Genomic DNA, 14,881 nt, shown 5'->3' on the forward strand with positions numbered 1-14,881 from the left:
TTAATTTTCTTTCATGCCTTTAATGAGCACGGCGGCAACTTCTGGACGAGAAAACTCTTTCGGCAGTTCCTCCCCATTACGAAGTTTTTCACGGACTTTTGTCCCGCTAAGATGAACGTGATCATCTTTCCCGTGCGGACACGTTTTTGCTGTACCCATGTTCTCACACTTGGTACAAAAGAACGCGTGTTCAAATTTGAAGATTTGAATACCTAGTTCTTCTTCAAACTGAGCAATAAATTCTTGCGCTTCGTATGTGCCATAATAGTCACCAACACCGGCATGATCACGCCCGACAATAAAATGCGTACAGCCATAATTTTTGCGGACAATTGCATGCAAAATCGCCTCTTTTGGACCCGCATACCTCATTGCTGCAGGATAGATCACAAGCCGAGTCCGATCTTTTGGATAGTAATTTTTCAAAATTACTTGATAGCTCTCCATACGGATTTCCGCAGATATATCATCCGACTTTGTTTCACCCACCAATGGGTTTAACAATAAGCCATCTACCGATTCAAGCGCACATTTTTGAATATATTCATGTGCACGGTGGACCGGATTACGTGTCTGAAAACCAACGACTGTTTTCCAGCCTAAATCAGCAAACATTTTCCTTGTTTCAGATGGATCAAGATAAAAGTCCTCAAACCCACCATGACTAGGACGGTTTAGTAAATGAATCGGGCCCGCAAGATGGATTTCACCTTTATCATAGAGATTTTTCACACCGGGATGGGCTGCATCCGTTGTGCCGTAAACCTGACTTGCTTCTTTTTCCTTGTCATATGTGTACTTTTCTTCCAATTCGAGCACACCATAAACGACTTCGTCTTCTCCAACAAGCGCAATATCTGACCCAATCTCATATTTATCCGCTTGCTCTTGAGTCACGTGTAAGGTTATAGGGACACTCCAGACTGTTCCATTCTCGAGTCGCATCTCCTCAACAACTCGTGTGTAATCGGCTTCTCCCATAAAGCCAGTTAACGGGCTGAAACCGCCAATAGCGATCAGTTCTAGATCTGATAAGCTCCAGGCATTCAATTTTAGTGATTTCAATGAACTTGCTTTATTTAAATAAGCTTCTCTTTGTGAACCAACCAATTCCCGGTTTACGAGCTCTCCCCCGTGCGGCTTAATCATTGTGCGTTCTGTTTGCGTTACTGTCATGATTGAAACCTCCCTGTAGTCATAATCATTTGAAAACAATTTGTTTGAAAAGCTTCTTTTCCTTTATTTATGAAAATTAACGCCTGAGCTCACTTCTTCCACATAACCAGCACGGACGACATAATCACCAAAGTGCTCATTTTCCTGGCGTTGTTTGGCATATTGAAACAGAATAGGCCTTAGTGTCTCTAAGATCTCTTCCTCTCCGATATTCTCTCGGTACAACTTGTTCAATCGATCCCCCGTGAATCCAGCCCCCAAATACATGTTATATTTTCCAGGTGCTTTGCCAATAAAGGCGATTTCACCTAGGCCCGGACGAGAACAGCCATTAGGGCAGCCTGACATACGGATGACAATTTCTTCTTCCCTGAGTCCAGCCTCATCAAGGATCCCCTCGATCTTATCGACTAGTAAGGGAAGATAACGTTCTGATTCGGCCATTGCCAGTCCGCAAGTCGGAAACGCTACACATGCCATCGAATTTCTGCGCAATGCTGAATTGTGTTTCCCATCCGTCAGCCCATATGCGCTGACCAATTCAACGATCTCCGGTTTCATCTCCTCAGTGACGTCAGCAATGATGAGATTCTGATTCGGAGTGAGCCGGAAGTCTCCAGTATGGATTTTAGCAATTTCCCTAAGCCCTGTCATAAGTTGATAGTCTTCTAAATCTTTGATGCGTCCATTCTGAATAAATAGAGTCAGATGCCATTTACTATCGCCCTTCATCCAGCCATAGCTGTCGCCGTTGTGCTCGAAATGATAAGGACGCGCCTCTCCAAGATTCCACCCTAATCTGGCCTGGAGTTCATTGATCAGCCAATCGATCCCTCTTTTATCAATCGTGTACTTAAAGCGAGCATTCTTTCTTTCGGAGCGGTTTCCATAATCGCGTTGAATCGTGATGACCTTCTCTGCTACCTCTACGATTTGATCGGCTGGACAGAAGCCGATCACTCGAGACACTTGAGGATAAGTATTTGTGTCGCCATGGGTCATCCCCATGCCCCCACCGACAGCAACGTTAAATCCTAGTAATTTCCCTTCTTCCATGACAGCAATAAAGCCAAGATCTTGAGAAAAAACATCTACGTCATTGGAAGGGGGAACAGCAATGCCAATTTTGAATTTTCGCGGCAAATATAAGGGACCGTACATCGGCTCTATTTCACCTTCGGCTTCGCGGCTATCTATCACTTTTTCTTCATCAAGCCAAATCTCATGATAGGCTTTGGTTCTTGGTAAGAGCTCATCACTTAATTTTTGTGCCCATCCGTATACGTCAGAATGAACGTCTGATTGATTGGGATTAACATTACACATTACATTCCTATTCACATCACCACAAGCAGCCACCGTGTCCAGCAAGGAATGATTGATTTCCTGCATGCTTTTTTTCATGTTCCACTTTAGAATTCCGTGCAGTTGAAACGTTTGTCGGGTAGTCAGCTTTAGTGTCCCATTCCCATAGGTGTTTGCGAGGTCATCCATCGTAAGCCACTGCTCGGGCGTGGCTACTCCTCCAGGTAAACGCACGCGTACCATGTATTGATAGGCTGGTTCTAGTTTCTGCTGTTTCCGTTCATTTCGTACATCTCTATCATCCTGCTGATAGCTCCCATGGAATTTTAGCAGCTTTGTGTCATCATCAGGAATTCCTGAAGTTATACGTTCTTCAAAGCTCTCTGCAATGGAACCGCGCAGATAGTTGCTATCGTCTTTAATCCTTTCCATATCGCTTGGCGGTCCATCCTGGTGCGTAAGTTCTTTGTTTGTCATGATTTAACTCCTTTCCTATGAAACTGTCATTTTTGTTAATAGTGTGTGTTCAAAAGTTTCCGAATTAGAAGGTCGACAGAGATCGCCACGTCCTGTGCGTCGCAAGAAGATCGAGGCGGTGTAGTTTTGAGTAACGGACTTGCACAGGAAGTGCATAACGTAGAAGTTCCTCAAATGCTTTAGATACGTGAGTAACGGAAAAACAAGCCAACGAAGAGATTCAACGCTTATCTGACAACCTCTAATATACGTCGCGTTGGTAACGTTTCTGCTTACGCATATCAACAAGATACGCTTCCGCTTCTTCTTGGCTCATGTTTCCCTCTTGCTCAAGAATAGTTAATAAGGTCGTTTCTACATCTTTTGCCATATACTTTTCATCACCACATACATAAACAGCCGCTCCTTCTTGTAGCCACTGATAAAGGTCACGACTCTTCTCAAGCATACGATGTTGCACATATACCTTCTCAGAGCTATCACGAGAAAATGCGACATCTGCCCTTGAAAGCACCCCTTCCTTAAGCCACTTTTGCCATTCAACCTGATAAAGGAAGTCTGTGACAAAGTGCTGTTCGCCGAAGAATAGCCATGTGTCTCCTTCTGCCTCGATCTCTTCCCGTTCCTCCAGGAAAGCTCGATAAGGTGCGACACCGGTCCCAGCCCCGATCATAATGACGGGTATGTCTGGGTTCTCAGGAAGTTTGAAATTCGAATTACGTTGGATAAAAACTGGTAACAAGTCGCCGGGCTGTGATCGTTCCGTACACTGTCCAGAACAGACACCTGTTCGTTTACGTCCGTGTGCGTCATATCTTAGCGCACCAATCGTAAGGTGTACCTCATCTGGGTTCGCATGTAAACTACTCGCAATCGAATAAAGGCGTGGCGGAATCTTTCGTAGAATCTTAATAAATTCTTCTGCTGAAACATCCCTAAGTCCAAAATCCTGTACCAAATCAATAAGATCTCGCCCATATAGATAGGCTTTTAGTTCCTCCTGATCTACTATTAGCTTATTCAGCTCCTCATTGGCAGAAAGCTGTGCCACCTTCTCAAGCAGCGGTTTCGTCAAGGCTGTGATCTCGAAGGTAGAGGTTAAGGCCTCCCGCAATGGGCGCAATTCCCCTTGCTTATTCACTGGGACCTGGTCTTCTGGATTCCACTTCATCACTTCAATGAGCTGATCCACCAAGACAGAATCATTCTCTGGGAAAATGCCGAGGCTGTCACCCGGTTCAAACTCTAAATTAGATCCTTCAAGATCTAGCTCAAGATGGCGGGTTTCTTTGTTCGAACCACGACCATTGAGATTCAAATTTTCTAGAATTTCCGCCTTAAACGGATTTGTCCTTGAATAGGCTGGCTGATTTGTTGACGCATCTGACCGCTCTGATTGGGAGGGTTGCTCACCTTCGCGGTTAACCTCCTTGGAATTATTTAATGTAGCTAGCACGCCCTCAAACCATTCTTCTGCTGGCTCCTCAAAATCGAGATCGCAATCAACACGGGGATAAATCCTTTTCCCCCCTAATTCCTCCAGTCGTTTATCAAATTCTTTGCCGGTTTGACAATAGAATTCGTAGGAGCTGTCACCCAAGGAGAGAACTGAATATCTGAGGTCTTCAAGCTCTGGAGCTCTTTTGCTATGTAGGAAATCATAGAAAGCCATCGCATTGTCTGGCGGATCTCCATCACCATGAGTGCTCGTCAGAATGAGTAAGTCCTCAACTTTTTTTAATGCCTTTGGCTTAAAATCATCCATCATTGAGAGCGTTACCTTGTAATCCTGCTGCTCTAGCTTTTGCGACATCTCCCCAGCCAATGCTTCGCAATTCCCAGTGTGCGAACCAAAGAGGATCGTCACTTCGCGTGTTACATTCTCTGTTGCATTTTGAGAGGAGACCCCGGCCTCCGAGACATTCTGTACAACAGGCTCAGCTGTAGCAGTAGATGCTGTGGACTGAGAGCTAGCTAAATACCCGCTAAGCCAAATTTTTTGATTTTCTGTCATAGTTGGGAGCACCTGATTTAGTAGCTCCGCTTGTTCTTCTTTAAAAGGACTGTTCATCACCTGGAACTGCAAATATACCCACCTCACAAAAAATTTCTGTTTTTATTTTTTATCCTGAATCGCTATCTTCGTTCACGACCTAATGTGAACAAGAGTTTATTCAATTGTTTACCTGCTGGTAGTAACGATCAAGCGCCACTACCATCGGCCCCATTTTAGGATGATCGGGCTGAAGGACGTTCAAGATCCCATTACGTTTCAGTTCATTTGCTGTAACTTTTCCAACAGCCACTGCTAGCACTTGCTTATTGAAAGCCTGAATGATCTTTTGGGTGTCAGGATAATCCGCCAATAAATTTTTGACCTGTGTTTTACTTGTGAAGACTACCGCATCAAGGGATTGTTCAATGACAGCTTTTTTTAATTCATTAAGGATTTGCGGAATAGGAGCTTCATAGAAATAAGGCTGTGACAAGTAAACCGAACAGCCAATCTTCTCTAGTTCATCCTTTAGCTTTGCATCATCTTGATTATAAGCTTGCAAAAAAACACGTGGCCGTTTGCCAGCTATTTGTTCGTCAGCAAATGTCCTCAAGAGATTTTCCATTGTTCCATCTTCGGACACCATACTGACTTGGACAGCATTGTTCTTGCACCAATTCAGTGTCTTCTTTCCACGGATTGCCAGATTCGTTTCGTTTAATTTTTCAATAAATGCAGGGTAAAGTCCCGCTTCTACTGACGAGTCGGCCAAGGCTTTAGCTCCTATCCCTGTCGTAAAAATTGTCCAATCAAATGTTTCGGATAGATAATCTTTTATATTCTGACAGCTAGTCTGTTCGTTTAACGTTTGTTTCCCTTGGATGGAATAAACTACTGGGTTACCGCCTTTTTTGTGGATCAAGTTGCTTAGTGGTTCAGCACTCCGATCAGCAGCCACTCCAATTTGCTTTCCATCTAAACCATTCATACCTCGTCCCCCTATCATTGGAATATCCATCTCCTCCTATGGATCACCACTTCAGCCTTAGGAGCAATGTATCATTCATATATGATTCATCATTGGCTCAAGCTGTGCTCATTTTGCAAGGCTTCATGAACTCGGTCAGTCAATGCGTCGATCATTATAGGATGGTTCCCAAGATATTGACACAGGACCACCTGTTGACTTTTCTCCTGCATCCCATTGATTTTGTCCTGCATCGACCTCATAAGCAGCCCGGTAAACCAAAGGTAGGGAATCACGAAAGTTTGTGACCACCCTTCTTTCAGCGAAGTTTGCAATCCTTCATCAAAAGAAGGTGAACAGGCCGCTAAATAGCTGACATTTACATTAGCGACGTCCATTTTCGAACATAATTTATGTGCAATTTGTTCCATCGATTCTTTGGTCTCTGAATGACGGCTGCCTCTTCCAACTAGCAAGATGTTCGCATCTGAATGGCGGACCACCTTTGTTTCCTGCACACGTTGGACTAAAATATCAATCACCCGATCCTGGATTCCGATCGTTCTTCCATAAACAAAATGGATGTGCGGATGGCGGAGCTTCGCACGATTAATCTCTTCCGGTATATCCGTATAGTAGTGACCCGCACTCAACAATAAGACGGGGATAATAGCAACCCTAGTGGCTCCTCGCTCGACGAGATTCTTAATTCCTTGAGCCATATCCGGTTCCGCCAGTTCTAAAAAACAGGTTTCCTGAAGAGGAACGTCTATACGCTCCTGGACGGATTGAATCAAGGAAACGGCTTCCTTACGCGCCTTCTCAACACGGCTACCGTGGCTTACATATAAAACTGCTTGCATGTAACCATCCCCTTCCTTTTAACCAACAATAGAAGGAACAGGCATTTCTTCCTCGTCTTTCATCTGTTCAAACCATTGCAGCTGCTCCCTCAGCTTCACGACTTCTCCTACGACTATCATCGAAGGATTCTCGAGATCCTCGACCTTCCCTACAATGTCCTCTAGTGTTCCTGTTACGGTACGTTGATGTTCCATCGTCCCCCACTCCACCAGAGCGATCGGTGTACTGGGAGCGCGGCCATGTCGAATCAGTCTCGCGCAAATTTCCGGAAGTTTTTTGACACCCATATAAATGCACAAAGTGTCCATGCTTTTCACTACATGCTCCCAATACTCTTCCTGATCATGTCCGAATTTGCTTACTCCTGATAGGAAGGCTACAGACGAACTATAGTTACGGTGTGTGACTGGAATACCAGCATAAGCAGGAGCAGCTACACCAGATGAGATCCCAGGGACGATTTCATAAGGAATATCCCTTTTTGCTAATTCTTCGGCTTCCTCTCCACCTCTACCAAAAACGAAGGGATCCCCGCCTTTTAAGCGGGTTACTGTTTTCCCTTGTAAGGCAAAGTCACAAAGAAGCCCATTAATGGTTTGTTGGTCTAAAGAATGATTATCCGGACGCTTACCGCAATAAATCAGTTCAGCTTCGTCCCTCGCTTCATCAAGTAAGTCTTTGTTAATCAATCGATCGTATAGAATGACATCCGCCTGCTGAATGGCCTTCAAGCCTTTCACTGTAATTAAATCAGGATCACCGGGTCCTGCACCGACGATATAAACTTTTTTCATAAGCCACCTCCTCCCCTTGTTGCAATGAATTTTTAAATCAGCTTACAGAAATAATCTACTTAATTTTTATGACTGGTTTCCTGAAGTGTGGAGACCGCATTCTGTTTTATTAAACCCTTGCCATCTCCCAGAACGATCGTCCCCCTGTTCAGTTACTGGCTCAGTACAAGGCATGCAACCGATACTTGGATACTTTTGATCATGTAATTCATTGTAATCCAAGCTATTTACTCGGATATAATCCCAAACGTCTTCCCATGTCCAGTAGATTAGGGGGCATACCTTAATCGACTGAAACCGTTCATCCTTATTTACAAAATCAGTGTGACTTCGACTCGGAGACTGTTCTCGCCTCAGCCCTGAAATCCAGGCTGTTGCCCCACTAAGCGCATCCTCAAGCGGCTTGATTTTTCGAATATAACAACATTGGCCTGGCTGCTTTTTCCATAATGCTGGACCATACTCGTTCGCTTGCTCATCTAAAGTCAAATCCGGTTTCTTAATATGAATGTGAAGCTGCGGGTATCTCCGCTTCACTTTTTCGATCAGTTCATAAGTTTCTGGAAAGTGAACATCTGTATCAAGAAACACAATTTCTGCATCTTTCTTCACTTTAGAAATCAAATCAATCAACACAATACCTTCCGCTCCGAAACTACAAGCATAGACGATTGATTCACCATAAGACTGATAAGCCCATTCTAATACACTGGCAGCGCCTTTTGTGTCATCCGAAGGGTGCCAGCTTTCAAATGGATCACCAGAGAAATTCTCATACGAAACGATGTTATTGCTCATATTTTCCTCCTTCTAACTAAAGCAAGCTCGTAAATTTAACATTAAAAAACCTCTCTTCTTAGCAAAAGTAAGAAGAGAGGTGTTCGATGCGAACATATAACTACCTATCTTCTTATCTTTCAAGTGCCTAATGCACCCGCTGGAATTGGCACAGTCTCTGATAAATGATCCATCAGACCCGTTGCCGAGGCTTCAAAGGGCCAGTCCCTCCACCTCTCGCGATAAGAATTAAATTGTGAAATTGTGGTATTTGATATTGGTAAATATATTATTCCCTTTTAGAAAAAATGTCAATGGTTTAAAGGAAAATTATTAATTTTTCATACTTTCTGAAAAAAGACCGTTTCATAAAGTTTTGACATAAAGACAATTATTTACATCTATTATTAATCCCAAATATCAGCTCTAGGAACACCTGCTGTTCTCAAATAGTCTAATAACTGACCAGTATGTATCGATTCATGATAGGCAATCCGTAAAAGCATGTCCCCCAAACTTCGTATGTATCCAACATTAGAGCGATCAATCTTTATATTTGAAAGGTCTTCTGCTTTGTAAGTTGATATCGTTTCTAAAAAAGCTTCACGATAAGGCTCTGCAAACTCCAATTCCTTCTGAACAGATTGTAAAGGGACATTATCAAAGGGAGATTCAAAATTGCTTAAGCTGCCTTTATTTTTAATCGCCATATGGTAATAGTGTTCGCTCTCTAATACGTGCCGAATCATCTCTAAGGAGGTCATTGCCTCTTCATCAGGTCTCCATTGTAGTACATCGGATGGAATAGAGGACCATACCTTAATACTTCGTCTTCTTACTTCAGTCAAGTTTAGCTTCACTAGTTCTATAGAATTCATTTCATCCCGTCCTTTTGTTTATCTTTTCAGTGCACTCGAATAAATTTTTGAGACCTTCTTATAAACATTGGTTTACAATTTCCTTGCCAATTCCGGAGGCTGCTCCTGTGATAATAACCTTTTTATTTTTGAGCATGTAAACATCCTTTTATTTATGTAAATTGATGGACTCGACTGTTTTATAAGGCCTCATTCCTTAAATCTTCCCATAATAATAGTATTATAGTATTTACCGTCAGAAAGAATTTTGTCTTTTTTTAATACACCTTCTATTTCAAAGCCAAGCTTTTTATACAGTTTAATGGCTTTATCGTTTGTTTCTAAAACATTCAAAGCAATTTTTTTAATGCCATTTGCGTCCGCCCAAGAAACAGACTCTTTTAAAAGATTTTCCCCAATCCTATATCCCCAAAAATCTTTTAATATGCATACCCCAAATTCTACTTTATGAGAAAATCTATTCAAATAAATTCCTTCGCATCTTGAAAACCCAACGATCCGATCATGAGCTACAGCAACTAAAAATAAGTTTCTTGAATGCTCAGTGTCCGTTTTTATAATCTGTTCAAATCCCGGTATATCTATGAACGCCTCCCCTTTTTCTCTGTCCAAATTTTCGGTCTCGCCGTCAATCTGTAATCTTAGTGCGGACAATTCTTTTGCATCTCTATCGATTGCAGATCTAACAGTATAATTTATCCCCTTAACGTAAAAATCTCGTTTGTTTATTATCATGATATACTCCATTCATAATTTAAAAATGATTCTGGCCTACCTAAATCTCTGTCGCGTTAAATATCCCGGCGAAACCCTTTCCTTAAAAATGCGCACAGCAAATGAAGCGCTTGTTTTGACTAGGACACAGAGTAAATATGTACCTCTTGCCCTGATAGCACGGTACGCTTTTCAAAGTCCATCCTAATTTTCTTAGCCACTTCTATCGATCCTACATTTCCAGGTTGAATTAAAGCAATAAGTCGCTGTTTACCGAATCGTTGAAATCCATGCTTCCTAAGAGCTTCGGCAGCCTCGCTCGCGTAACCTTGCCCCCAATATTTCCGGGATATCCAATACCCTATTTCGAGCTCTTCTACTCCATCAATCATTTGCGGAACAAGGCCAGCGTGGCCAACTGGGATATTTTCCTCCCTTCTAACCAGCACTCTTAATCCGAGATCAGACCCAACTCTGTATGTACTATAAATCCAGTCCAAAAACTGCCTTGCACCTTCTCTATTTTTTGTATGGCCATTACCGATAAACCGAACCATTTCAGGGTCTGACAACATAGAAATAAGAAACTCTAAATCTTTATCTTCGTATCGACGAAATGATAATCTTTCCGTAAATATTTTCACGATTAACCCCCTCTTATATTTAGAGATTACATTGATGAATCCTTTGAAGCGATACCCCCATGTTCTAAAAACAGAACCTAGTACGGAAGGAATGTGGCTTATAAGAAGCGTGCCCGATTGGAGAATAATCTGAAAAAGATCAAATTTTTCTTACGAGTCTTAAGGAAACATAATTTTCATCAGATGTATTAGAATAAGCCATCTTCTCTGAGTTCTTAGTAAAACCCTTAGCTTCGTAAAATGGAATCCCTTTATAATTTCCTTTTTGCACAGAGACCCATTGTTCTTTTGCGCCTTTTTCAATCTGGACTTCCGTTAAGTAACGTAGCAGTTGGGTACCTATACCTTCCCCACGACGAGTAGGGTCTAAGTACAAGACATAGATCTCGCTTTTATTAAGATCGATCCTCCCTCCACCAATAGCCCCAACTACTACACCATTATCAAGCTCTACAATATAACCGTCCCAGCCCTCGGATTCACTTAATTCACGATATATTCGCTCATGATTATAAAATCTCTTATTATTCCTTCTTATATTTTCGTCACTTCTGATACCTTTATATGTATCGAGGCACCCCTCAGAGCAAACTCTAGAAATACCTTCAACATGTTCGGTAGATGCCCTTTTTATCTCAATCATATAATTCTCCTTTTCATCTGATTATTAAACTATCTGTCTATGTGTCTGGGGTAATGTCATCTTTACATTCTTCGACTTAATTCCTCGAAATTCCTTTTCCACTTAAGAATCCGGCTCTTCGTACACAAAGAAAAAAGCGCAACCATTACTCCAGATTTGCGCCATTAGATTATCAGATCGTCGTTTTCATTAAAGTTCTAGACTGAGAAAAGCTGCTCTTTATGACAAATGGCTGCACCTAAGTGTCGCTCTCATATCATTAAATCGTTTCTAAGCTGTTTCATAATTTTATTTTCTTCAATTAATTGCCGGATACGAAGATCATTCTTGTACTTTTGAGCCGGTTCAGGGGGCGGCTTGTGTCGACAGAAATCAAAATGGTATTGAAAAAAATGAAGTTAAAACATGCATCCCCCTCCTTCATTCACAGGGAGTTTTTTCTTATGCAAACAACTTCCACCTTTACTTTACAGGGATCCAGATTTCTGAATATAAATCAGGACTGGAGGTATCTTCATCAGAATACACCTCTAATTCCGGTGTACCTGCGTGCTTATAACCACTAGAAGGAAACCATTCTGAAAAGATTTGTTTCCAAACTTTCGGCATCGCATCCGGCATCGGCCCGTGAACTTCAAATACAGCCCACTTGGATGCAGGGATTTCCAATTTCAATAACCCATCAGGCGTATCACCTTCATGTGCTGTACCTATCCAATAATCAATTGCTTCGGAGCTTTTATCGACACACACACCCAACACACCTTCGACCGGACCATTGTTCAATTTAAATAATAAATCGTTGGTTCCATCTTCATGTACGTCATCCCACATTATTGGAATCCCTACCTGATTTTGCTCATTAACCAATGAAAATTCTCGCTTAACCCCTACGACCTGGAATCCTTCAAGTTCGACAACTTTGTACTGCATTGGCTCTGCTCCTTTTAGACTTACCTGTATCACCAGGCGGTTATAAGATTTTAACTTTCCCGTGTACTTTCGTGCTTCACTTGGGGTTACACCATGTTGCCGTCGAAAAGCCTTTGAGAAAGCTTCGGGAGTGTCGTAACCATATCGTAGGCGAGATCAATGATTTTGACGTTTGTTCTATTTAACTCATGGGCAGCTAATGTTAAGCGGCGGCGTCTGAGATATTCGCCGACAGATATGTCCGTCAATATCGTAAATGTACGCTGGAAGTAAAATACTGAAAAATTCGCCTGATTGGCAATGCTTTCTATCGACATATCATCTAGTAAATGCTCTTCCATGTAGTCTATGGCCGTTTGTAACGATTCAACCCACGTCATTTCGCTCACTCCCTTATTTAGATTCTAGCAAGGCTTTACTTTTGAATCCTGTCAATCTGTGCTTTGTTTTGACAGGGTTGCAGTGGGGCGATTTCGCTTACTGTTTTTTCTTGAAGGTCTCCTATGCTGGTGATAATCAAAAAGATCCGTTTCAAAAAATCTTCATATAAGAAAAATACCACAGTATTGGCAACTGCGGTAAGCTAGAGCTTATTTACTTTTTTAAAAGGTCAACGTTCCATTTATAAAAGCTGTAATAGGTTCATAGCCGAGATTCTCGAGTCTCCTGTTTAATTATCTCTAAACGGGAGATTATCCCAATACGTGGCAGGTACGAATATCGATGCTGTAAAGAGACAAAATGAACGCTCCGGCATGTCTTATAATGAAGCAAAAGAATTTATTGCTGAAACACCCGGTGGACACAGCACCGAAATGTATAGTGGTACCAACATTGAAGCTGTTAAAAGAAAGAATCAGCAGCACTCAAGGAACAAGAAAATTAAAAATAAGCGTTATGCCCGCTGATTATCTAGATTCAAACCAGCGGCTTCATTAATTCTTGCATCATTTTTTCTTAAGCCATTTTGACCATTTCCTTGACCATATTCCCGCCAATAGACCCTCCTACTTTTCCTGCCTATTCTGTGGTTATTTGGCAGCTACCCTTTTTTAAACCCGTTAGCGAAAGAAGACGGAATATACTATAAACCCTAATACTATTACAATAATAAGGATTCCAGTCCCTTTCCAACCCAGCCCCCCGACTAAATCAACCAGACTTCCGTTATTACCCCTATTTAACGAATCATTCAAATTACCACCCAGGTTATCTTTCCATTCTTCTTGCCTTAGTCTTTCTCTTCTTTCTTCAGGAGTTTCACTATCTTTACTCAATGAAAAACACCTCCACTTCAAAGTCTAAAATTTATTTTATTGATCTTCTTTAATAATTCTGCTGGGTAAACAGAAGAAGCAACTACCCTTGTTGAATAATCGCTCCCAAGATGAATATGACTTTTTATGGCTGTTGAAAACCATACATTGCAACAAATAATACAAAGAGTGAAAGGAGCCTATAATATTTAACAAAACAAGGCTTACTTTTACGTTACCCTTTCTTCCTAACAAACCAAATACAAGTCCTGCTCCTCCAAGAATTAAAGGTAAATAGATGCTGATGTCGAGGACAAAGACAAATAATCCATTCCCCCAACGAGTTGGGCCAGCTATAATAGGAAATACGGTTAATATGAACAATAATGCTGATAAAATTGAAAAAGCCTTTTTTGACATAATCAAGACCACCTTAATTTTCATAAAAATTCCTTTTTATAAATTCAACTACTTTCTAACTAACCCCCTCATTTTATCGTTTTTTGCCATTGATAACTCCTATTCCAGATGCCTGGAATAACCAGCTGACCGCCTTATTGAAATAAATGATGCAATAACCGATCCTTATCTTCAAAAAATTGCTTCATTATATTGAAGTGGTCTGTTCTTTCCAATTTTGTCTCGTTCATACCTTCTTCACTAAGCTGAATAATTTTAGAACTTGGATAAGCCATGATTATTGGTGAATGGGTAGATATTATGAACTGAGAACCTTTATTAACAAGTTCATGGATTCGAGTAAGCATAGACATTTGTCTTAGAGGAGATAAGGCTGCCTCTGGTTCATCCAAAATGTATAGCCCCTTACCTTGAAAGCGATTATTAAATGCCGCAAAAAAAGACTCTCCATGAGATTGTTTATGTAACGATTTCCCCCCAAATGAATCTACAACCTTAGGTCCCGAAAAGGGGTCTTGATCTAATTCCTCAATATTTGTAGCTAAATTGTAGAACGTTTCAGCCCTAAAGAAAAAGTTATCTTTTGCCTTATAAACGCCTTTAGACAAACGTAAATATTGCTCTAAGATGGAATGAGAATCATAATTGGAGAAATTAAAATTCAGAGTACCTCCTTCAGGATTAAAGCCATACTTTATGGCAATACCTTCGAGCAACGTAGATTTCCCCAGACCGTTCTCTCCAACAATGTAGGTAACATTAGGGTGAAAAAACAGTTCCGAGAAATTCCTAATAACGGGTAGATTAAAAGGAAAAGATTCGTGCGAGTGTATACTTTCCGATTTTAGATGGAGACTTTTAATATACTGAGTATCTTGATTTAATATCACTGTACAAAATTCCCCTTTCCGATTTCTTATTTAGAAGAAAAAAATTAATAACGGAAGCCCAGCTTTGAAATCGATGTTGCATGGTATTCCAAAAACTCATCAATTTATGTAAGGTTTGCTCCTCGAACTCGCGCCAGTATTAGATTC

15 protein-coding genes, 1 pseudogene and 1 riboswitch are annotated in these 14,881 nt (G+C 41.3%); of the genes and pseudogenes, 1 reads left to right on the plus strand and 15 read right to left on the minus strand.

Going from position 1 to position 14,881, the window contains the following annotated elements:
• The 12 genes and pseudogenes from sat to MUO15_RS04640 form a co-directional block, all read right to left on the minus strand.
• Nucleotides 1–1,176 (minus strand): sulfate adenylyltransferase, encoded by a 1,176-nt coding sequence (gene sat / locus MUO15_RS04585; RefSeq protein WP_245033846.1) that lies wholly within the window; start codon nucleotides 1,174–1,176, stop codon nucleotides 1–3.
• A gap of 63 nt (nucleotides 1,177–1,239) precedes the next feature.
• Nucleotides 1,240–2,958: an assimilatory sulfite reductase (NADPH) hemoprotein subunit gene (cysI, locus tag MUO15_RS04590; protein WP_245033848.1), complete on the minus strand. Its 1,719-nt coding sequence runs from the start codon at nucleotides 2,956–2,958 to the stop codon at nucleotides 1,240–1,242.
• A 241-nt stretch (nucleotides 2,959–3,199) separates the two neighbouring features.
• Nucleotides 3,200–5,044 carry an assimilatory sulfite reductase (NADPH) flavoprotein subunit gene (locus tag MUO15_RS04595; protein WP_245033850.1) on the minus strand — a complete coding sequence of 615 codons (1,845 nt, stop codon included), beginning with the start codon at nucleotides 5,042–5,044 and terminating at the stop codon, nucleotides 3,200–3,202.
• An 88-nt stretch (nucleotides 5,045–5,132) separates the two neighbouring features.
• Nucleotides 5,133–5,942, minus strand: a complete 810-nt coding sequence (locus tag MUO15_RS04600; RefSeq protein ID WP_245033852.1) for a uroporphyrinogen-III synthase — start codon at nucleotides 5,940–5,942, stop codon at nucleotides 5,133–5,135.
• 89 nt (nucleotides 5,943–6,031) lie between these two features.
• Nucleotides 6,032–6,784, minus strand: coding sequence for a sirohydrochlorin chelatase (locus tag MUO15_RS04605; RefSeq protein WP_245033854.1), 753 nt, complete (start codon nucleotides 6,782–6,784; stop codon nucleotides 6,032–6,034).
• Between the two features lie 18 nt (nucleotides 6,785–6,802).
• Nucleotides 6,803–7,579 (minus strand): uroporphyrinogen-III C-methyltransferase, encoded by a 777-nt coding sequence (cobA, locus tag MUO15_RS04610; RefSeq protein WP_245033856.1) that lies wholly within the window; start codon nucleotides 7,577–7,579, stop codon nucleotides 6,803–6,805.
• 66 nt (nucleotides 7,580–7,645) lie between these two features.
• Nucleotides 7,646–8,377: a phosphoadenylyl-sulfate reductase gene (locus MUO15_RS04615; protein WP_245033858.1), complete on the minus strand. Its 732-nt coding sequence runs from the start codon at nucleotides 8,375–8,377 to the stop codon at nucleotides 7,646–7,648.
• A gap of 109 nt (nucleotides 8,378–8,486) precedes the next feature.
• Nucleotides 8,487–8,605, minus strand: a riboswitch (SAM riboswitch).
• Nucleotides 8,606–8,763: 158 nt separating this feature from the next.
• Nucleotides 8,764–9,234: a DinB family protein gene (locus MUO15_RS04620; RefSeq protein ID WP_245033860.1), complete on the minus strand. Its 471-nt coding sequence runs from the start codon at nucleotides 9,232–9,234 to the stop codon at nucleotides 8,764–8,766.
• A gap of 189 nt (nucleotides 9,235–9,423) precedes the next feature.
• Nucleotides 9,424–9,969: a GNAT family N-acetyltransferase gene (locus tag MUO15_RS04625; protein WP_245033862.1), complete on the minus strand. Its 546-nt coding sequence runs from the start codon at nucleotides 9,967–9,969 to the stop codon at nucleotides 9,424–9,426.
• Nucleotides 9,970–10,088: 119 nt separating this feature from the next.
• Complete coding sequence (locus MUO15_RS04630) at nucleotides 10,089–10,592, minus strand: GNAT family N-acetyltransferase (RefSeq protein WP_245033864.1); 504 nt, start codon at nucleotides 10,590–10,592, stop codon at nucleotides 10,089–10,091.
• A 139-nt stretch (nucleotides 10,593–10,731) separates the two neighbouring features.
• The gene (locus MUO15_RS04635; protein WP_245033866.1) at nucleotides 10,732–11,235 is read right to left on the minus strand and encodes a GNAT family N-acetyltransferase; all 504 of its coding nucleotides are present in this window, start codon (nucleotides 11,233–11,235) and stop codon (nucleotides 10,732–10,734) included.
• A 462-nt stretch (nucleotides 11,236–11,697) separates the two neighbouring features.
• Nucleotides 11,698–12,548 (minus strand): annotated as a pseudogene (locus MUO15_RS04640) (AraC family transcriptional regulator).
• 324 nt (nucleotides 12,549–12,872) lie between these two features.
• Here MUO15_RS04640 and MUO15_RS04645 point away from each other — a divergent pair.
• Nucleotides 12,873–13,076 (plus strand): gamma-type small acid-soluble spore protein, encoded by a 204-nt coding sequence (locus MUO15_RS04645; protein WP_245033868.1) that lies wholly within the window; start codon nucleotides 12,873–12,875, stop codon nucleotides 13,074–13,076.
• 153 nt (nucleotides 13,077–13,229) lie between these two features.
• Here the strand turns inward: MUO15_RS04645 and MUO15_RS04650 are convergent, their stop codons facing one another.
• The 3 genes from MUO15_RS04650 to MUO15_RS04660 all read right to left on the minus strand — a co-directional run bounded on the left by MUO15_RS04650 (nucleotide 13,230) and on the right by MUO15_RS04660 (nucleotide 14,734).
• Complete coding sequence (locus tag MUO15_RS04650; protein ID WP_245033870.1) at nucleotides 13,230–13,445, minus strand: DUF6366 family protein; 216 nt, start codon at nucleotides 13,443–13,445, stop codon at nucleotides 13,230–13,232.
• A gap of 36 nt (nucleotides 13,446–13,481) precedes the next feature.
• The gene (locus tag MUO15_RS04655) at nucleotides 13,482–13,844 is read right to left on the minus strand and encodes a hypothetical protein (protein ID WP_245033872.1); all 363 of its coding nucleotides are present in this window, start codon (nucleotides 13,842–13,844) and stop codon (nucleotides 13,482–13,484) included.
• A 134-nt stretch (nucleotides 13,845–13,978) separates the two neighbouring features.
• Nucleotides 13,979–14,734: an AAA family ATPase gene (locus tag MUO15_RS04660; RefSeq protein WP_245033874.1), complete on the minus strand. Its 756-nt coding sequence runs from the start codon at nucleotides 14,732–14,734 to the stop codon at nucleotides 13,979–13,981.
• Between the last annotated feature and the right edge of the window lie 147 nt (nucleotides 14,735–14,881).

Source organism: Halobacillus amylolyticus, from assembly GCF_022921115.1.
Taxonomy (GTDB): Bacteria; Bacillota; Bacilli; order Bacillales; family Halobacillaceae; genus Halobacillus_A; species Halobacillus_A amylolyticus.